Genomic DNA, 19,726 nt, shown 5'->3' on the forward strand with positions numbered 1-19,726 from the left:
CAAGGAAGCGTCCATATATGTACTGCTGTGGTGAGGATAAGTTGAATAACAATAAGACAAAAAACATCGTCTTGTATGATTATCACAACAGCCGAGCAGCGCAATGCCCCATCACGTTTCTTGACGGTTATAGTCATTATTTACAAGTTGATGGTTACGCTGCGTACGGAAAAACGAATGCGATATTAGCCGGCTGTATGGCGCATGCACGTCGCAAATTCATTGATGCGAAAACCGCGCAAGGTAAAAACAAAACAGGTAAAGCCGATGTGGTATTGAGCTTAATTGGCAAACTCTATGGCATTGAAGCAAATATCAAAACAAAAAATAGCGATGAGAAATATCAAGCAAGACAAGAAAAATCAAAACCGCTGTTTGATACCATCCATCGTTGGGTCATTGAAAACCGAGAAAAAATACCGCCCAAAAGTAAACTAGGCGAAGCCTTAACTTATTGGCATAACCAAGCACATAAACTTGAAACCTACCTCAAAGACGGTCGTATCAATATTGATAATAACCGTGCTGAGCGAGCAGTAAAGCCGTTTGTAATTGGTCGTAAAAATTGGCTGTTTTCAAATACATCGCGTGGTGCTAATGCCAGTGCAATACTCTACAGTTTTGTTGAAACTGCTAAAGCCAATGGCTTGCTGGTCGATAGTTATTTGCAAACCTGTTTAAATGAACTGGCTAAAAAGCCAGAGAGCCTAGAACATCTACTGCCTTGGAACATCAAGCAAGACTAGACGCCTTTCCCCATACGCTTACTGAAGTAATGTTAGTTGAACAGTTACGAAAATTAGAAAAGGAAATTATTAAATTGAAATCAAGTGTGATTGAGTTTCCTATATGATTGATATGTTAGCACCTTTGTTGTCACTCCTTGTGACGTATTAGTAGAGCGAAATGTTAACTTTTGTCATTGTTTATTGCCCGCGGGGGGGATTGGTGAAGCTTTTGTATTTATAATATTCCTTGAGTTATGTAAATAACTGTACTAACCGTGTAAATATTATTACAAAACAAGAAAGAGCTGATTTAGGTGGTTAATGATAAAGTTTATATAGTATAAGCACATGATTGCTGGTAGATTTTAAATATATTATTAATGGATTAATTTACGGCAGTTGATAAATTGTAATTTACACGATGTTCCGTATTTACATAACCTATTCTTGTCTAAATAAGATTATAACGGAGTTTTTCATGAACAATTTTCACAGCCCAACTAGGCATTTAAAGTACTTAAGGCAATCTCTTTCGCAAAATAATGAGTCTATAGGTTTTTTTATATCAGCAGGTTGCCCACTATCTGTAGAGTTACCCAACAAAGAAGATTGGCCGTTAATTCCTGATGTTAAACAGCTTACTATTTTTATCAATGAGCAACTAGTTGATAATGAAAAACATACATTGTTATTAAGTGAATTAGCAAAGACAGGGAAAAGTCCTGAAAATATAGAAGATATCTTAAGCTTTCTTAGGAGTTTAATTCTTGTATCTAAAGGGGGAAGTGTCAGGGGGTTAGTTGAAAGTGAATTATTACAACTAGAAAAGGATATCTGCTCAGAGATAGTAAAAAAGCTGGATGTTGAATTGCCCCATGATGAAACCCCTTACCACCGTCTTTGTAATTGGATCAGGTCAATTGACAGAAAGTCTTCCGTTGAATTATTTACTACTAATTATGATTTATTGCTAGAGCAGGCTTTAGAAAGTTTAGAAGTTCCATATTTTGATGGATTTGTTGGTTCAAGAAGATCTTTTTTTGATTTAAGAGCTGTTGAGGATAATTTAATTCCAAAACATTGGTCAAGACTATGGAAAATTCATGGTTCCATAAATTGGTATCAAGAAAATATAGCAGGTGAAAAGAAAGTCTATAGATCATCTGAAATAAAGCATGATGCATCACATTTAATTTATCCTTCACATCTAAAGTATGAAGAAAGTCGAAAAATGCCCTATTTGGCATTAATTGATCAACTGAATCGCTTTATACGAAAGAAATCATCATTACTTGTACTATGTGGTTATTCATTTCATGATAACCACCTTAATGACGCGATTATTAATGCTTTAAAATCTAACCCTACGGGTATGGTATTAGGTTTAATGTATGGGACATATGAAGATCAATCCGTAGAAAGATATGAAGAAGCATACAAACTTGCCAAAAAACAACACAATCTTAATGTGTGGACAGATGACAAAGCTATTATCGGTACTAGTTTAGGGCGATGGAATAAAATCGAAGATGAGGATGATATTGATTTACTCACATTTATTGAAACGTCTCAAGAAAATACTGAACCAAGTGAGAAGAAACATTTAGTCAAATTAGGTGACTTTTCTGTATTCACAAATTTTCTCAAGAAAATTATAGGACCGACTAGTGAGTAGTAGAATGACAAGTAAAGAAACTTATCTTGGAGATGTTCAAGATGTTAGTGGAACATCAGTTAGCATATCATTGTCAAAGGAATCTTTAACAGGCTTTGTTTATATAGATGGACAAGGTTATCGAGTAGGACAAATAGGGAGCTTTGTTCGAATTCCTATTGGTTTTAATAATTTGTTTGGAATCATTAGCCAAGTAGGGGCAAGTGCAATCCCAGTCAGTCAGGCCGATAATCCAGATATTGGTAATCGGTGGATGACAATTCAGTTGATAGGTGAAGGGCCAAAAAGAGGGCGATTTCAAAGAGGCCTGTCTCAATATCCAACTATTGGAGATGAAGTCCATTTAGTTTCCGAAAAAGAACTGAAAAATATTTATGGCGAGCCTGACAAACCCTATTTTGTGAAATTAGGTCATATATCTAATGCGGATTCAATTCCCGCACTAATTGATGTAAATAAATTAGTTACAAGGCATTCAGCTATTGTTGGAACAACCGGTTCAGGAAAATCAACGACGGTAGCAAGCATAATGAATGCACTGTCTGATACCGAAAAATACCCATCTTCTCGAATTATTATGTTAGATCTTCATGGTGAATATGGTCAAGCTTTACAGGATAAAGCGCATATTTATAAAATAAATGGTGATGCATCTTCCAAGTTTAAAGAGAAAAAGTTTTATATACCTTTTTGGGCATTAAGTTTTGATGAGCTATGCAAAATAAGTTTTGGCGAGTTTACCAGTGAAAAAGATAAAAATATTGTTATGGAAAGGATTCAAAAATATAAACTTGAGTCTTTAAAATGTACACCTAGAAAAGGCGCTACATCAGACACTCTCAGTGTTGATAGTCCGATTCCATTTAGTATTCATCATTTATGGCATGAATTATTCATTGAAACTTTTGGTACTTATTACAAAGGAAGAGGTGGTAAACCATTAGATAACTTAGCATATGAATTAGATGGCGATGGAAACGAAATGAAGGGGAACCCATTGCAAGGTATTCCACCAATTTTCAAAAACACTGTTACTGAAAAAGATGAAGAAAAAATATTTTATTTGCCTGGTAGTTTGAATATTGGTAAACAACTGTTGCTTTTGGGCACTAAATTAAGAATACCAAGGTACAATTTTATTTTTAAACCTGATGTTCATGGATGGTTACCTGATATTGACGGAAAAGTTACTTTTGATTTAGATAAGTTATTAAAAGGTTGGATAGGCAGTGATAAGCCTGTTACGATTTTGGATTTATCTGGTGTACCTGCCGATATATTACAAACGACAATAGGCGCGCTACTTAGATTGTTATATGAAGCCCTTTTCTGGTCAAGAAACCTATCACAAGGTGGAAGACATAGACCGTTATTGCTAGTTATGGAAGAGGCGCATATTTATTTAAATGATAAATTGGAGGGGATGGCTTCAAAAGTGGTGCAACGAATAGTAAAAGAAGGGCGTAAGTATGGCATTGGTGCAATGATAGTAAGCCAAAGACCTTCAGAAATTAATCCTACAATTCTTTCACAATGCGGAACCTTCTTTGCTCTTAGGTTAACTAATGGATCTGACAGAAGCCATATAACATCAGCCTTATCTGATAACCTTGATGGCTTAACAAATATGTTACCAATATTAAGAACAGGTGAAGCAATAATATTAGGTGAAGCCGTAAAATTACCAATGAGAACAACAATTGAGCCACCACCTAAAAATAGAAGACCAGATAGTCAAGACCCTATTATTTTTGATGAAGTATCACACGAAGATTCTCAAAATCCTGGCGGCTGGGGTATTCCTATGGAAGTAAACCCAAATTATTCTGAGTTAGTTGAAACTTGGAGAGCACAAAACCCTAAAATAGATAAAGTAAAGGAGTAAAAAATGGATATGATTCAAGTGGTTTCAAGCAATGTAGGAGCAGTGGGCTATGATGAAGAAAGTTCAACTTTGCAGGTTGAATTTAATAATGGAACTGCATACCAATACTTTGATGTTCCGGTGCATATTTTTGAAGGGGTCCGCGATGCTGACTCAGTTGGAGGGTATTTAGCCGCTCAAATAAAAGGGAATTATAGATACTCTAAAGTTTAAACTTATACTTTCAATAATTGAAACGTTGTAATAAATCAAGAGAATTTATACTTGAATGCTACAAATGCTCTCAAGAAAGAGTTACCGAATTAAGTGTGGCTTTTAAGTTATTTATTTATAAATTAAGTTTTTTGTGGTGGGTGCCCCATTAACCGGGTGATAGCCGTTATTCAATAAAATTACGAACGTAAGGGATAAATAATCATGCATGAAATTACTTGTCCTGAATGTAATAAAGCATTCAAGATTGATGAGACTGGATATGCAGATATTCTGAAACAGGTTCGCGATAGCGAATTTGATCAGCAGTTGCAAGAGAGGCTTGAGCTGGCCGAGAAAGATAAAGCTAATGCGGTTGAGCTTGCCAAGGAAAAAGCTGGCCGTGAAATGCAAATGGCGGTAGTAGCCAAGGATACTGAAATTCAAAATTTGCAGTCTAAGTTAGACGCCGGTGAAGTTGCACTGAAACTTGCTGTAAGCGAAGCCCTAAAAGTCGTTGAAAATGAACGGGACGCACTTAGAAACGAACTAAAGCAGGCGAAACAAGATAACAAAAATTCTTCGGAATTAGCTAAGGCAAATCACTCAAACGAACTGCAAGGTACATCTGCAAAAAAAGATGCAGAGATTCAAGAGTTACAGTCAAAGCTTAGTAATAACGAAGTTGCGCAGAAGCATGCAATCAAAGATGCAATTAATGAAGCTGAGAAAGAGCGCGATCAATTTAAAAGTGATCTAGAGCGAGCTGCGCTAGAGAAACAACTCGGTGAGAAGTCACTTCAAGATAAGTACGAGACACAGATTAAGGATCGTAACGACGAAATCGATCGACTCCGAGATATGAAAGCCCGCCTGTCGACTAAGATGGTTGGAGAAAGCCTTGAGATACACTGTGAGACTGAGTTCAACCGTATTAGAGCAACAGCGTTTCCCAAAGCATATTTTGAAAAGGATAACGACGCGCGGACAGGAAGCAAGGGCGACTATATTTTTCGAGATTCAGATGAAGAGAATACAGAGATAGTCTCGATCATGTTCGAGATGAAAAATGAGAATGACGAAACAGGGACCAAGAAGAAAAACGAAGATTTTCTTAAGGAACTCGATAAAGATCGTAATGAAAAACGGTGTGAATACGCTGTCCTTGTATCTCTTCTCGAACCAGATAGCGAACTTTACAACTCAGGTATTGTAGATGTATCCCACAGGTATCAAAAGATGTATATCATCCGACCTCAATTTTTTATTCCGATGATAACGTTGTTGCGAAACGCCGCCCAGAACTCACTGAAGTACAAAAATGAACTTGCTATAGTGAAAGCTCAGAACGTTGATGTCACAAACTTTGAAAGCGAGCTTGATGCGTTTAGGACTGGTTTTGCTCGGAACTATGATCTGGCATCTAAGAAGTTTAAAACAGCCATTCAGGAGATTGACAAAACTATCGATCATCTTCAGAAGACTAAGGATGCACTGCTTGGTTCTGAAAACAATCTCAGGCTTGCCAACAACAAAGCCGATGACTTAACCGTTAAGAAATTAACTAAAAAAAACCCCACAATGGCAGCAAAATTTGATGAACTTAGAAACGACGATAGTACCGATGATACATGAGTATTACGCAAGATGACGATCAATATTACAGACCTAATAAGGACAGAATTAATTATAAACTAGATGTGACATCATTAAATGTAATTGGCTGGTTTAGGTAAATGTCATTGGGTAGCAATGATGAATATATGGACATTTTTATTGTATTTAGAGCTAAATTGTACATTTATCTTTTAGTTTATATGGACAAATGTGTATGGACACTTAATTAGTCATGAACTCAGTAAAATAGCGTTATATAGACTTATGTCCATAAAATATTTTTATGGGTGGAAGCTCTTGCGTATCCAATTTTTGACATTTTTTTATCGTATACTTTAAGATATTTTGATAAAAACATTATGAGAGCACTTTTGATAATAGTCAAATAACCTTATCATAAAGTATACTTTTTGATAAGGTTATTTGGTTTTTTAATCGGCACTACCAAGTGCTTCAATGCCATTTAGTAAACCGAGTAAATCAATTTCTTTACGATCTTTGTTAAAAGCATATTCTCCATTCAAGTTTATATGCTGCCAAGCAACAGGTGATAACCTAGCAATAATGTCTACCATATCTTGCCTACCATTATTTTCTTGAATTTGTAAAAATGCTGATAATAGCGCTGAATTATAATAAATAATGCAATTGGAAATAAGGCGAGCACAATCATTCCATTGCGATACTTGATAATCATTACCACCTCGAAATTTATTACCGTTTACGGAAGTTATAGCCCGTTTTAATTGATGGTATGCTTCACCTCGGTTCAAAGCTTGCTGAACATAATGGCGCAGCGTGGAATTATCGACGTACTCTAAAACATAAATTGATTTTATCAAGCGGTCGTACTCATGAAGGGCTGCCAATGTACGGCTCTTGCCATTACTTAACTTTCTAATGATAGTGCTTTGTGTGGTAGTCTTTCGGCTCAATGAGCACACTATATGTTGGATTTCGTCCCACTCTTCTGTAATAAGTTTATGGTTAATTTCTTTTATCAATTGAATACGGCTACCGTCCTCTTCAGACACTTCAAATAAATTAAAAAACACTTTTTTCATTTTTGCGTATCGAGGGGCGAACGTATAGCCAAAAAAATCTAAAATAGCGAAGTTTACATTGTTGGTACCGTGTGTACTGTAAATATTTAGGAATACGGACATGCATACTTTCATAAAATCAAAGAGTTACAAAATAGATATGTGTCCGTATTTAGACTAAAAAATACGGACTATAGTGAGTGTAATGTCCATATCTAATAATTAGTAGTTCAGATATTATCTTACGATTCCAAGTATCAGGTTTTAACTAAATCTGACAGGCAGCTTCAGGCTCAGGCTGTGTGAAAACTCATCAAAAACTGTGCTGTTCGCGCACGATCTTTGTTCTGGTGTTAATAATAGCTACTTTTACAAGAATTTTAGGTTATTTACGATGACTAACGTGATGGGGAACCCTTTAGAGTGATTACGTTTATATTCGTGTTTGTGTCACTAATCGCGAAGTTTTTAGACCAAATTAGACCAACTATTGCCTGATTAACTTCATCAAACCAATAGTGCCTTTAATAGACATCATTCGTTTCAAATTATAAGCAAGTACGTGTAGGTTAGTCTCTGTACTTACATTTTTTAAACGCTTCGTTAAATAATGAGTCGCGCCCATCCACATCTTTATGGTGCCAAACGGATGCTCTACCGTTTGCTTGCGAATAAGCGGTGTGTCGGTCGCTTCCTTGAGCCGTTGGTGCATGGCATCAATTTCATTTTCATGCTCCCAACGTCGCATTTTCCTTGGCTCTTTACGTGAACGAGTACACTTAGCGCGAATTGCACAATCTCGGCAAGCGATATGGTTTACATAAACCCTTAGCTTTAAACCATCTTCCATGGCATTACGACGATAAGGCAATATATTCCCCGCAGGGCAAGTGTATTCGTCTTTTTCCTTGTCATACTTGAATAGATTTTTGTTGAATATCCCGGCTTTTGCAGCGCCCGACGTGTCTCCTTTAGGTACCAGCATTTCAGCGCCTGTATCGAGCACGTTTTTAATATCAACTCTGCTGTAATAACCTTTGTCTGCCACAAAGGTAATATTAGTGGTTTCAAGCGCTTCTTGTACTTGACTGGCGACTAAATGGAGTTTTCCTCTATCTGTTGTTTGCGTAACTTCATGGCTAATGATTAAGTGATGTTGGCTATCTACGGCGGATTGTACGTTGTAGCAAACTTGTCGCACCATGTTGCTCGTTTTCATGAGCCTTGAGTCAGGGTCGGTAAGTGATAATTGCTTGTCAGGATGCTCATTCACTTTTCTTTCAATATCGGCTAATTCAGCAAGCCTCTTCTTCATCCATACCACTTTCTCATGCATGACAGTGACATCTTCATCAGAATATTCCTGCTTATCTTTATCCGCTAAAATCGCTAAATAGTGAGCAACACTCGCGTCGAATCGAGCAATTAAGTCCTTTGCTTTTTTGGGCGTGTAGGTCTTTTTTTTACTGTTCACCGCTTTGAACTTACTACCATCAATGGCAACTATCACATTGGTAAACATATTCATTTCACGGCATAGCTGGATAAACTGACGACAGGTATTCTTAATGCCTGTGCTGTTGTCTTTTCTAAAGTCTGCGATGGTTGCGTAATATCATGAAGCCGATCGGTCAATACTATTCAAGCCGATCACTTTTTTTGTCTGCCAGTAGACCTTAGTAAAATCTAACTTGAGTGATCGCCATCAGTCAAGGAATTTAGTTTTTTTCGCATCGATTCGCCTTTTAATTCCAACTTTATTGCTCCGTGAACAAGCCGATCTAGGATCGCATCAGCATGTGTCGATTCTCCGATCATTTCATACCAATTTTCTATCGGTAATTGGCTGGCAATTAAGGTCGATTTTGTGTCATATCTCGCATCAATTAATTCCAGTAAATCACTGCGTTGTTGAGCTGTTAATGGCTCTAATCCCCAATCATCTAGGATCAGTAAATTGGCAGAGCTAAGCTTGTTGATCAGTTTTCGATAACTACCATCGGCTTGCGCTAAGAACATCTTTTCTAATAGCTCTTTAAGCCTAAAATAATAAACGCTACTCCCTTGTTGGCAGTGGTTTTGACCAAGAGCACAAGCGAGGTAAGTTTTGCCACACCCCGTTGCTCCCGTGATCAAAATGTTTTGGTGAAGGCGTAGCCATTCACCTTGTGCTAATGAACGGATCTGAGTTTTATCTAGTTGTCGTGCTGCGCCATAGTTGAGTTGAGCAAGCGTACCGCCAACTCTGAACTTTGCTTGTCGAGTTAGGCGGTCAATTTTACGCTGATCACGCTGAGTTATTTCATGGTCAAGCAATAAGCTTAGTCGCTCTTCGAAGCTTTGTTCAACGTAGAGATTGGGTTGCTCATATTGCTGCAATAGTGCATCACGTATACCGCTTAGCTTTAAGTTACTTAACTGGTTATTGACTTGTTGATTGATATTTTGCATAAGATTTCCTTTGGTTTGTTAGTTTTGATTAATGGTAATAGTTGTTGCCGCGGATATTTTTATGATCAATATCTTGTAGTAAATCACCTTGAGCTTGTGGCAAGGGTTGCTTATCCAAGCCCTTTTCTAAAATGTTTTTTACTTGTTTTACGCGAGTAACACCTGTGGCTAATGCGCGATGACAGGCTGCTTCAAGACGTTGGTCAGTAAACTTCTTACCTAGGCTTAATAACCCCATACAAGCACGGTAGCTTTGCTCTGGATGCTTTTTAGCTTGCATCAATTGCATAACAAACTGCTCCGTTGAACCACCGAACTTAGCTGCCCAACGTTCGAACCGTTGTGGTGACCATTGCTGCTGCTTTTGATGAGCTATTGGCATATGTAGATCAAGCGTGGTGTGTGCACCTTCTCGGTGTGATCTTGGGTGAACGGCTACTTGAACACCCTGATGGTAAAGTGTCACCAGTTGACCTGTGGCATGGGCTTCAAGCTTTTGTTTGATCAAGGTATGAGGTACTGAGTAGTAGTGTTTTTCAACTTCGACATGATAATCAATATGCACGCTTACTTGTTTGACTAAGGTGTAACTGTAAGCCTGTGTGGGTAGTGGTTTGAGAGCAGGTTTATCAATGGATTCAAACTGACTGAGCCTTGAACCAGGGTGCTTCTTCATTTTCCGCTGGTTTAAGTCGACAAGCAGTTTTTGTATCTTTAGGTTTAATTGGCGCAAGCTAAAGAAGCTTTCATTGCGAAGCCGTGCCATTATCCAGCGTTCGACAATTTGCACACCCACTTCTGCTTTGGCTTTATCCTTGGGCTTATAAGGTCTAGCAGGCACAATGACCGTATCATAATGTGTCGCCAATTGTTGGTAGGTTGGATTTAAATCAGGCTCATATCGACAAGGTTTAGTTACCGCACTTTTTAAGTTGTCAGGGATTACCAGCTCTGGCACACCACCAAGAAACTCAAAACAGCGAGCATGACTCATCACCCAATCTTCTAGCTTTTGGCTATACGTTGCCTCCGCATACGTATAATTAGATGCGCCCATAACTGCGACAAACACTTGAGCTGTACGGTATTCACCTGTACTAGCATCAACAATATTCATAGTTGGGCCGCAGTAATCAACAAACAGTTTTTCACCTGCTTTATGGTTTTGTCGCATGGACGGTTTTTGACATTTAAGCCATGCCTTGTACTGTCGGCAGAAGTGGGTGTAACTGTAAAATCCTTCCTCGTGTCGCTCTTTGTATTCTTGCCAAAGCAGCAATAGCGTCATGGTTTTGGGTCGCAGCTCCTGCTGAACTAACAACCAGTCAGGAATACTAAAGCCTTTTAGTCGGGGCTTTGTTTTGAAGAATGCTCGTTGCAGAGAATGATCATCCCATTTTTCATCAAGCGGCCAGCAAGTGATACCTAACTCTGCTGATTTACAGGCATATTTAGAAACAATTGAAGGTGAAATAGATAAGCTGTTTGCTATCTTTCGATGACTGAGTTTACAGTCGTATTTTTAGTCTTAAAATCTCTTTAAGTTTACGCATTGAAATAGGTGCCGTTGGCATGGTTATTCTCATCATCAAAAATGAAAAGAATAACGGTTAGAAACACCTACTGGATAGACAAAAATGAGTATAAATTGAACGATACCATTCAAGCCGATCACTCAATACCATTTTGACCAAAAAGTGATCTGCATCGATGGTATTGAGTGATCGCGATGGATAGTATTAAGTGATCGGCTTAGATGGTATTAGGTGATCGCGATGCATGAGAATATGCAATGGTTTTAAAATCGGGAGTTAAGCGCCCTAGTAGCCACATTAATTCAACATTGCGGTGGGTTTCTTTTTCTAATCGACGAGATGATTGGATACGATTCAAATAACCATAAATATAGAGTTTGAGCATCGTACCTGGATGATAACATGGGCGGCCTGTTGCTTTGGTTTTGACTTTTTTAAACCCTAATGAAGCTAAGTCTACACTATCAACAAATGCATCAATGACTCTGACAGGGTTTTCATCGGTAACAAAGTCATCTAATGCCTCTGGGAACAGGGTAGATTGAGTTCTGGATTGGCCTTTTATGTGATGAGACATTGGCGGTAATCTCCTGCTTTGACTTACCGCTTTATTATACTAAATCCACTCGTTGACTTGGATCCCCTGCTAAGACCGATTGATCATATCAATTGTTTACTTAGTCCAAAAGGTGATCAAAACTGAGTTTTCACACAGCCTGGGCTCAAAGCAGTCGTTAGCTGAATCGTGTTGAAATCTACTTTTTCAACTTATAACTACAAGTTAAAAGCATAAATAAAATTATTGGACTTTATTTATTCATCTAATGCGAATATTGACTCTACAGGAACTTCGAAATACCTAGCAAGTTTTAGAGCAATAACAACTGATGGAGTAAAACGACCTGTTTCGACTGTACTAATTGTTTTTCTAGACACGCCAATTAAGTCAGCAAGTTGCTGTTGAGAAACCTTCCTTTTACTCCGTAATTTCGCAATATTATTATCTAATTGACTATTCATCTTCGCCTCGTAATAGAAGTAATATTGGTAAGCTATAACTGATAAATGACAGCCCAAGTGTAAACTCAGCAAAGTCACTAAAGGATAGATTAACTAAAAAGCTTTGAAAGTGATGACCGAAAACAGAAAAAAAACACAAGGAAAGCACAGGAAGTATTGAATGAATATTTAAACCCTTTATTGTTAATATGATTAAAATACTCATCATTAAAATGACTATACCATATTGTATATCTATCCATATTTCCCATTGATTTTATTGTTTTAAATAATGTAAAAACAATAGATATACCTAAAACTATACTTAATAGACCTAAGGTTATGTATAACCAATCATATAGAGTAATAAAAGGCTCAAGTAATTTGTATAAGGGAGAAGATATAAACATTAACCCTACAAATATCCCTAATAGTGAATTTCTTTTTAAGAAAATCTGTTCGTTTATTGCTGTCGATATGATTTGAGTATTCATTGATTTATTCCATTAACACAAAAATGATACCTGTAGGTTACTTGTGATACCCTAAGTTGTCAATGGTAACCTTTAGGTATCAATAAGTATGAATGAAGATTATTATCAAAAGTTAGCCTGCTGCATAAGAATGGTATGACTATTTGATCGTCTCAACAGCCTCTTTTATTTAAAGTGTCTATGACTGCTTTGGTGGCTTTTGCGACTGTCAGGTTAGATTTGAACCTCTAACCCTTAAGTGTCAGATCGCGTTTAAGTTTCTATAACGAATCCATGTTAACACCAAGCGACTTTGTCGTATCTTAATTACCAAGCAATTCTGTCGTAATTGCTAATTACCAAGGGAAACTGTCGGTCTCTTTTTTACATGTTTGTTAGTGTTCTTGTTTTTGAATACTAGAAGGCATGTTGAGGATGATTGTGATGGATTCTAAAGCTCAACTAACCGTTGATATAATTGCCAAAGTGGTTGAAGGCAGAATAACAATTGCCAATGCTGCTAAGTTACTCAGTAAGTCTAGACGTTCAATAGAACGCTATGTGAAGAGATATCAGAAAGTCGGTATTCAGTTTGTTGTGCATGGTAACAGTGGCAAAGCCCCACCCAACAAAACGCCGGTATCAATAAAAAAAGCGGTTCAAAAATTGATTCAGGAAAAATATTACGATTTGAATCTGTTGCACTTGGCTGAACAATTAGCTACGAATGAGAACATTGTTATTAAGCGTGAAACCCTTCGCGGTTGGGCACATGATATTCATCACGTTAAACGAGCCAAACGAAGACGTAGCAATGTTCGAAAACGCAGAGAGCGTATGGCAGCGCCGGGCTTAATGATGCAGATGGATGGTAGTCCCCATCGTTGGTTTGGCGATAAGAAGCATTGTTTGATTGCGATGATTGATGATGCCACCAGTGAAGTACATGCAGAGTTCTTCCCATCTGAAACCACCGCTGGTTGTATGAAAGTCATGCGAGATTGCATCGAAACTAAGGGCGTGTTTAAAACGCTGTACGTGGATAGAGCGGGTATCTTCGGCGGCCCTAAGCGTTGCAACTTCTCACAAATGCAGCGTGCATGTGAAGAATTGGGTATTGAGATTATCTTCGCCAATTCGCCTCAAGGTAAAGGCCGTGTTGAACGTGCCTTTGATACATTTCAAGACCGCCTTGTACCTGAGCTAAGGCTTAACAATATTAAAGATATAGCCAGTGCTAATGCATACCTGAAACATGTATTCATCCCACAATTCTGGCAGTCTAGAATTCAAGTGAAATCAAAGCAAGCGCCTGAATTTACACCATTATCGAAACACACCAACCTTGATGATATCTGCGTCATTAAAGACCATCGTAAGATCCGCAATGACCACACCTTCAGCTACGGTAACAAGTTCTATTTGATTGATTCACCGCTAAAACATTCCATAGCTAATCAGAAAATTGAGATCCGAAACACCAGCAAGAAAGGCTTCACCGCACACTTCGCAGGGCGGCAACTCAAGGTATCTGAAGTAAATGAGCCAAGTAAGCTTGAATCAGAAGACTTAACAGTACAAAAGAAACTAGAGGTGTTGGCATTAATCGAAAAGCTTGGAAGTATCAGTGCAGCTTCACGACAAAGTGGCGTCTCACGAGACACTATTCACCGACACTTAAGACTGGTTAAGCAAGGCGGTCCTGATGCCTTAAAACGCCAAGAAACTCCCGATATAAGACATAAAAACTGTGTAGATAAAGCCATCGAAGATGCAGTCGTAAAATTCTCCGTTGAGCATCCCCACCTTGGTCAACAGAAAGTGGCCATCAAGCTGACTGAAGCCCTCGGTATTGATATTAGCGCAGGCGGTGTGCGTAGCATGTGGTTAAGAAACAATTTGAATACCACTGCACTGAGAGTTGCAAGGTCGCAAGCGTTGTAAGAATAGGCATAAATCATAGCCAGTTTAACAACTGGCTGATATGCTATTTACGACAAAGTCGCTCGGTAATTAGACCGACACAATCCCTTGGTAATCACATTTCTATAACGAATCCAAGTGATATTGGTCAGTAATTGATAATTTATCACATGCGTCAAAGTTGAAACTGGTTAACAGGCATCAACCTTAGTTGTTTTTCCAATTCAGCCAGTCGTTTTACCAACATTAGTTCTCGATTTAATGATTCATGGTAAAGTGCTCGATAATGAGCTTTTTCGGACTTTATTTTATCTAAGTTATCCTTGGAATGCTCTGTAGGTTTACTTTGAATTGACGAGGCTAATTCAATTTCTGCTATTAAGTTTTCAAACTGAGGACGAGATTTCTTGATTGAACTACGTTTACGCCCAGCTTCCAATGCAACTGTATCTTTGGATATACGAGTTCCTTTGGGTAAAATGACCGGTGTATTATTCTTTAATCGCTCTAAAGCTGATATATAGTTTTCTAGGGCTCCCATTAAGTCATCCTCTTTTAACCATTTTATTTTGTTGTAATAATAGTGCTTCTAGTTCCATTTTTTCAGTTCTGTATTCAATGCTATTTTGATCTAATGACTCTACGAATTTACTTTGATAGTTCATTACGTTTTGTACTTTTGATGGTTTTAAAACAGCATCAGTACACTTTATGCAAGCTGATATATGACCAAGTAGTTTCTTGTTGCAAGGAGAAGTAGTGGTACATGCCCCTAACGCTGTCTCTTGATAAGCTATTTCACCATTTTTAAATTTTTTAACGATATCGCCTCGATTGCTCAAAATTTTTATTTTTTCCTGTTCACTCTTTGGTTTATTAAATCTTTCAATATGATTACCATGACTCCCGTATAAAGTTTCTTCAGATAATAATAATTCCAACACGTACGCAAGCGTATCTACTTCAGGTCGGCTTCTATCATATTCTTTGTAAAAGTGTTCATTGGTATCAAAAAGCTCACTATATTCGTTTCCTTGAGCATAATATAAAGACATTTCACGAGTGATATGCTTGAGTTGTCTTTTTAATGTTGAGAGTTTTACTAGTCCACTTTGGCGGCAATAGTACGCAAGCGTTCGCCTAAATTGGTGAGAAGAAAAAGACCACCTTTCTCCAATTTTAAATTGTTCTTCCATTCTCCACGCTCGAGAGTCATCAACTATTTCAAGGAAGTTAAGGTCATCATTATTAATTTCAATTTCTTTAATATTAATAAAACGCCATAACGTTGAACTTGAATGTCCGTGTGGCAAACAAGCTGTTGAATTTCTTTTTGAACCAACAAACCCTAAATAGCTTGGAGATGGAAATAGAATTAGCTCTTCGGCAGTAAAGTCATGACCGAAGGTTACAAGTTTTGCGATAGATTGCAGTACTTCAACAATGGTTTCACTTTCTTTTGATGTGATCCAAGCTGCTGTTTTCCTTTGACCAACAAGTTTACTTGTTTTTCCTAACAGTCGAACTATTTTTCCATGTTTTGATTTCTCTATGGATAAACAATTCAACATTAAGCTAAGCAATTCACTATATCTCATGCCTGAATAAGTATGTAATAAATACCTGCCTGCATCTTGAATTGCTAAAATATAACCATGAAGATTAGTAACCCTTGTGATCCCCAAACTATCAAGTTCACTGGTTAATCCATGAAATTCGACGGCTTCTGCAAAATTGAGTTCAATGCCGTATATGTCAATATTTTTGAGGACTTGCCTCCGTCCATATCTTTTATTCTCAACACACTTTTCAACAAGTGATATTAGTGATACTTGGATTTTTTTAAAGGAAAATATCAATGACCAAAGCTCAGATAAAAAACCGCTAAATATACGAGGAGGTATGACGGGGTGTTGTTTTGAATCTTGAATAGATTCTCGTAGCGCTCGAATATCAGTGATTGCTTTTAACCCTAATGTAGGAACACCTGTTTGCGTTTCACCTAGTTCTAATAAATGCCCTAAAAAAGCGGTAAAGTAAATCAATATACTGCTGCTGTTAACTTTAGAGTTTATAAATTTGGTGACATTTTGTTCTGATGCTAAAACCTCAGTGATACTAATACTTTTTTCATTGGCGTAATGACACAGTTTTTTAATTACCTTGTGATAATTATATATAGTTCCAACTGTAAGAGCTCCTGAACGCCCCGTTGAAACAAGATATATCATTATAAAAGTAAGCCATTTTGCTTCATCTACCGTTTGATATGGGATGTTATTCCAAAACAATTTTGTATCTTGTGACGCAGCGGTACGGTAAGGGGTTAAATCCCAATGTGTTGCGTCACCATAGGTTGATAACACTAGCCCGCCACTACTTCGTGATATCACAAATTTTTTAGAGGGGTAAGTTATATTCCCAGAGTTAAGTTGGAAATCGTCCGGTTTAGTTTGATCAATGGCAGTTTCAAATCTCGATTCATAAATTAATTGATAAGATTCATTCATTTGATTAGCTCCAGATTAATGAGAAATTGATATTTTCTACCCCAATAAGGAGAGAGTATTTCTTGCTCAGACACTTCAGAGCATACTCTATCAACAAGCCATTTTAGTTTTTCACTTTGATTTCTGAGAAGCATTAATATTTCATCAATACGGACAAGTATTTCGCCAAAATAGTTTTCAAAATGTGTTTCACTGCTTGCAAGTTGACGAGACTCAATAGAGATAAAGCGAAAGCTAACTAATTTCCTTATGTCTTCTTCATCTGCAATTATTCTATAGTGGGAACAATGTAAGCAACCAGGAGGTGTTGAACAGTCAGGTAAAATATTATTTTTAGCGCTAATGGGCTGTGGGGATTGGTATCGTTGACAATGACCTACGGGAACAGCTGTATACTGAGCTTTTTTAGCGCTAGAAGTATTAAATTGAATGGTAGAAAGGCTATCGTAGAATTTTGACATTTCGTCTGCGCTTTCAATTTCTGACCCTGTTGTGTAATGCTTTAACACTGTACGCTCGCTATTTTGTAACATCATAGCCGTGGTTTTAGGATCTGTATTAGTGACTAACCAGTCGGCTTTGTGAGCTCTCCATTCTCGCGCAGTTATTGTCGGTATTTCGATACCTATATTATTTCTTAATTTTTTATTGAAATTGGTAGAGAATCCTTTTGATAGTGGCTTGTGATTTAAAATTGAAGCATCAAAACCAAAGAATAGGAGTGAGCTATCTTCCACAAGTAAGTATTCTCGGAGTTTCAAATACTTTCTAAAGAGTGGTAAAAATGAGCTGGTAACAATAAAATGTTGTGTTTTTTTTCCCGCTCGAAGTTTGATCGTGCGATATCCTTGATGTTCTTTTCCAACATTATAATCGTCAGACCAATCTAACATTATCAATTGTGCTAAATTCATCGCCGTATTAGATATGAATAACATGGTAAAAGCTTCACTTGCAAGGGAAGCTAGGCGTCTTCGATAGTAATGATTGTTGTGTTCATTAGCTTCAGCTAGAACTTTTTGAGATGATTTCATAATATATCTAGCAGCATCTTTTTTTTGTTTTTTATCCCCACTGTAGTGCTTTATAATGTTTTCTACTTTAGATAGACAACCATTTTCATAATCCCATGACCAAAAACCTCTGGTCCATTCACTACGCATTCTTAATTTAGATGCAGTGGCCATTGGACGGACTATTGGAAATACCCACAGATTTTCTTTAGGTAAAGTTAATTGAAATGGGTATTTCCCAAAACTAAGAACAAAATCAGTTATTTGGTTAAAAATACTCAAATATAGTTCAATAGACTGACGAGCTTCTGAATAAACAGGGACGGGGGTTGCGTTTGATGCCGCCTCACTTTTTCTGACAAGACGCAATCCTGCACTAATACTCCCTTCATCGTCATCAAAAATAAACTTTAGTATTTCTATTACATGGTTCTGATAACGACCTGCGGTGTTTACGTTGAGTTGACTACTTCGTACTAAGTGAAAAAGAGCAAGAATATATTCAGACAAACTTTCCCTAGCTCTCATTATTGAGTTCAATACATTTTCTTGTTGATTTAAATCACACCAAACTAAAAATTGGTTAAAGCTACTTGTATGACGCGATAAGGTTTGTGGACTTATACCTGTGCTATATCGGCTATGTAAATATTCGACAAAGCCTTTAATCGCTTTAATACGGCACTTATTGAATGAACTGACATCAACTAGGCTTATAGCATGGTCCGCATGATTTGAATTAGTATGTTTTGGCTTTCTCTTCGTAAAACACCAGGAACCGACATCTAAGTATTTTACTTGCCAAGGTACCTTTATCTGTAACTGTGAATAGTCAGCGGGATAAGTATTATCATCAAAATTAAGTGGGATATTTTCGAGTTCGAATACGATAGTTTTACGTTCTTTCCAGCAGGTATTATTTTCCTCCATAATTGTCACCCACTTGCATAAGGTATTTTTCAAACTCAGATTGAACGGTAAGTGCAATTGAGAAGTCTTTTCGAAATGTCAGATATCGTTCAGTTGTGGTAATACTTGAATGGCCCAATCTTTTTGAACGACCATTAGAGCTGACCACAAAGCATCTCCACTCAATAACTCTCTCCCCATAATAGAATTATTACTAGTAGATTTAATTTTATCTTCAAGCAAATTCATACCAAAAGTGGCTCTGAGATCATGAAATCTAATGCTAAATATGTGACCTTTGCTAATGAGTTCGGGTAAAAGTTGCTGTCGTATAAATGCGTTTACAGATATTCCTCGAGGGGGATGACGATACAGAGATAAAAATGGATCTGTATTAGCCATATAATAAGATCGTCCGCTTTTAGTCAAAAATGCGTATTGATGATTATCAAATTCATAAACCAATTTTGATATCTTCTTCCTTGTTATGGCACGACTTGAGCCAAGATATAACTGAATACGCCGATATAGCCACGAAGGGATATGCAGAACAATATTCTTTCCGTATTTCGTATCAATTAAGGTACCGTTTCCAGTATTTATTCTCATGTTCTCTAAACTATCAGGTATTTTAGCTTCAAAATGACAATATCTTAATGTGAAAACCGTTTGAAGCCTTGCACCGGTCGTTAAAGCAAGCATAAATGATAAAGTCATTTCTGAATTAGCAATATTTCTTAATGCCTCAACTAACTGATATTGCTCATCTGTGG

Annotated in this window: 13 protein-coding genes and 3 pseudogenes; 6 read left to right on the forward strand and 10 right to left on the reverse strand. The window is 37.3% G+C overall.

The window, feature by feature from the left end; all coding sequences use genetic code 11:
• Positions 1-17 precede the first annotated feature (17 nt).
• The 5 genes from FGD67_RS02455 to FGD67_RS02475 all read left to right on the forward strand — a co-directional run bounded on the left by FGD67_RS02455 (position 18) and on the right by FGD67_RS02475 (position 6,115).
• On the forward strand, positions 18-746 hold the full coding sequence (locus FGD67_RS02455; RefSeq protein WP_373567827.1) for an IS66 family transposase: 729 nt from the start codon (positions 18-20) through the stop codon (positions 744-746).
• Between the two features lie 460 nt (positions 747-1,206).
• On the forward strand, positions 1,207-2,403 hold the full coding sequence (locus FGD67_RS02460) for an SIR2 family protein (protein ID WP_257173541.1): 1,197 nt from the start codon (positions 1,207-1,209) through the stop codon (positions 2,401-2,403).
• Positions 2,404-2,407: 4 nt separating this feature from the next.
• Positions 2,408-4,288 carry an ATP-binding protein gene (locus FGD67_RS02465; RefSeq protein ID WP_257173542.1) on the forward strand — a complete coding sequence of 627 codons (1,881 nt, stop codon included), beginning with the start codon at positions 2,408-2,410 and terminating at the stop codon, positions 4,286-4,288.
• A 3-nt stretch (positions 4,289-4,291) separates the two neighbouring features.
• Positions 4,292-4,501 (forward strand): KTSC domain-containing protein, encoded by a 210-nt coding sequence (locus FGD67_RS02470; protein ID WP_257173543.1) that lies wholly within the window; start codon positions 4,292-4,294, stop codon positions 4,499-4,501.
• Between the two features lie 204 nt (positions 4,502-4,705).
• Entirely contained in the window at positions 4,706-6,115 is a 1,410-nt protein-coding gene (locus FGD67_RS02475) for a DUF2130 domain-containing protein (protein ID WP_257173544.1), read from the forward strand.
• 413 nt (positions 6,116-6,528) lie between these two features.
• Here the strand turns inward: FGD67_RS02475 and FGD67_RS02480 are convergent, their stop codons facing one another.
• The 6 genes and pseudogenes from FGD67_RS02480 to FGD67_RS02505 form a co-directional block, all read right to left on the reverse strand.
• Positions 6,529-7,263: a transposase gene (locus FGD67_RS02480; RefSeq protein ID WP_257173545.1), complete on the reverse strand. Its 735-nt coding sequence runs from the start codon at positions 7,261-7,263 to the stop codon at positions 6,529-6,531.
• A gap of 364 nt (positions 7,264-7,627) precedes the next feature.
• Positions 7,628-8,752 (reverse strand): annotated as a pseudogene (locus tag FGD67_RS02485) (IS1182 family transposase); the annotation flags it as partial.
• A 74-nt stretch (positions 8,753-8,826) separates the two neighbouring features.
• On the reverse strand, positions 8,827-9,591 hold the full coding sequence (gene istB, locus FGD67_RS02490; RefSeq protein ID WP_257172029.1) for an IS21-like element ISShfr5 family helper ATPase IstB: 765 nt from the start codon (positions 9,589-9,591) through the stop codon (positions 8,827-8,829).
• 28 nt (positions 9,592-9,619) lie between these two features.
• Positions 9,620-11,165: pseudogene (istA, locus tag FGD67_RS02495) on the reverse strand (IS21 family transposase).
• Between the two features lie 214 nt (positions 11,166-11,379).
• Positions 11,380-11,703 (reverse strand): annotated as a pseudogene (locus FGD67_RS02500) (transposase); the annotation flags it as partial.
• A gap of 236 nt (positions 11,704-11,939) precedes the next feature.
• Positions 11,940-12,146, reverse strand: coding sequence for a helix-turn-helix transcriptional regulator (locus FGD67_RS02505; RefSeq protein ID WP_257172028.1), 207 nt, complete (start codon positions 12,144-12,146; stop codon positions 11,940-11,942).
• A gap of 887 nt (positions 12,147-13,033) precedes the next feature.
• On the opposite strand from FGD67_RS02505, the gene FGD67_RS02510 reads away from it, so the two are divergent.
• Complete coding sequence (locus FGD67_RS02510; protein WP_257173546.1) at positions 13,034-14,542, forward strand: ISNCY family transposase; 1,509 nt, start codon at positions 13,034-13,036, stop codon at positions 14,540-14,542.
• A gap of 154 nt (positions 14,543-14,696) precedes the next feature.
• Here FGD67_RS02510 and FGD67_RS02515 read toward each other — a convergent pair whose 3' ends face one another.
• The 4 genes from FGD67_RS02515 to FGD67_RS02530 all read right to left on the reverse strand — a co-directional run bounded on the left by FGD67_RS02515 (position 14,697) and on the right by FGD67_RS02530 (position 19,670).
• The gene (locus FGD67_RS02515; protein WP_257172027.1) at positions 14,697-15,062 is read right to left on the reverse strand and encodes a hypothetical protein; all 366 of its coding nucleotides are present in this window, start codon (positions 15,060-15,062) and stop codon (positions 14,697-14,699) included.
• A 4-nt stretch (positions 15,063-15,066) separates the two neighbouring features.
• The gene (locus FGD67_RS02520) at positions 15,067-17,031 is read right to left on the reverse strand and encodes a hypothetical protein (protein ID WP_257173547.1); all 1,965 of its coding nucleotides are present in this window, start codon (positions 17,029-17,031) and stop codon (positions 15,067-15,069) included.
• Positions 17,028-18,974: a hypothetical protein gene (locus FGD67_RS02525; protein ID WP_257173548.1), complete on the reverse strand. Its 1,947-nt coding sequence runs from the start codon at positions 18,972-18,974 to the stop codon at positions 17,028-17,030. Before FGD67_RS02525 ends, FGD67_RS02520 begins: the two co-directional genes overlap by 4 nt.
• A 78-nt stretch (positions 18,975-19,052) precedes the next feature.
• Positions 19,053-19,670: a hypothetical protein gene (locus tag FGD67_RS02530; RefSeq protein ID WP_257173549.1), complete on the reverse strand. Its 618-nt coding sequence runs from the start codon at positions 19,668-19,670 to the stop codon at positions 19,053-19,055.
• Positions 19,671-19,726 lie beyond the last annotated feature (56 nt).

This window comes from Colwellia sp. M166, assembly GCF_024585285.1.
In the GTDB taxonomy this organism is placed as follows: domain Bacteria; phylum Pseudomonadota; class Gammaproteobacteria; order Enterobacterales; family Alteromonadaceae; genus Cognaticolwellia.

Coding starts and splice junctions, on each gene's coding strand:
- FGD67_RS02455 (WP_373567827.1), top strand. CDS start 18: ATGTACTGCTGTGGTGAGGATAAGTTGAATAACAATAAGACAAAAAAC.
- FGD67_RS02460 (WP_257173541.1), top strand. CDS start 1,207: ATGAACAATTTTCACAGCCCAACTAGGCATTTAAAGTACTTAAGGCAA.
- FGD67_RS02465 (WP_257173542.1), top strand. CDS start 2,408: ATGACAAGTAAAGAAACTTATCTTGGAGATGTTCAAGATGTTAGTGGA.
- FGD67_RS02470 (WP_257173543.1), top strand. CDS start 4,292: ATGGATATGATTCAAGTGGTTTCAAGCAATGTAGGAGCAGTGGGCTAT.
- FGD67_RS02475 (WP_257173544.1), top strand. CDS start 4,706: ATGCATGAAATTACTTGTCCTGAATGTAATAAAGCATTCAAGATTGAT.
- FGD67_RS02480 (WP_257173545.1), bottom strand. CDS start 7,263: ATGTCCGTATTCCTAAATATTTACAGTACACACGGTACCAACAATGTA.
- istB (WP_257172029.1), bottom strand. CDS start 9,591: ATGCAAAATATCAATCAACAAGTCAATAACCAGTTAAGTAACTTAAAG.
- FGD67_RS02505 (WP_257172028.1), bottom strand. CDS start 12,146: ATGAATAGTCAATTAGATAATAATATTGCGAAATTACGGAGTAAAAGG.
- FGD67_RS02510 (WP_257173546.1), top strand. CDS start 13,034: ATGATTGTGATGGATTCTAAAGCTCAACTAACCGTTGATATAATTGCC.
- FGD67_RS02515 (WP_257172027.1), bottom strand. CDS start 15,062: ATGGGAGCCCTAGAAAACTATATATCAGCTTTAGAGCGATTAAAGAAT.
- FGD67_RS02520 (WP_257173547.1), bottom strand. CDS start 17,031: ATGAATGAATCTTATCAATTAATTTATGAATCGAGATTTGAAACTGCC.
- FGD67_RS02525 (WP_257173548.1), bottom strand. CDS start 18,974: ATGGAGGAAAATAATACCTGCTGGAAAGAACGTAAAACTATCGTATTC.
- FGD67_RS02530 (WP_257173549.1), bottom strand. CDS start 19,670: ATGACTTTATCATTTATGCTTGCTTTAACGACCGGTGCAAGGCTTCAA.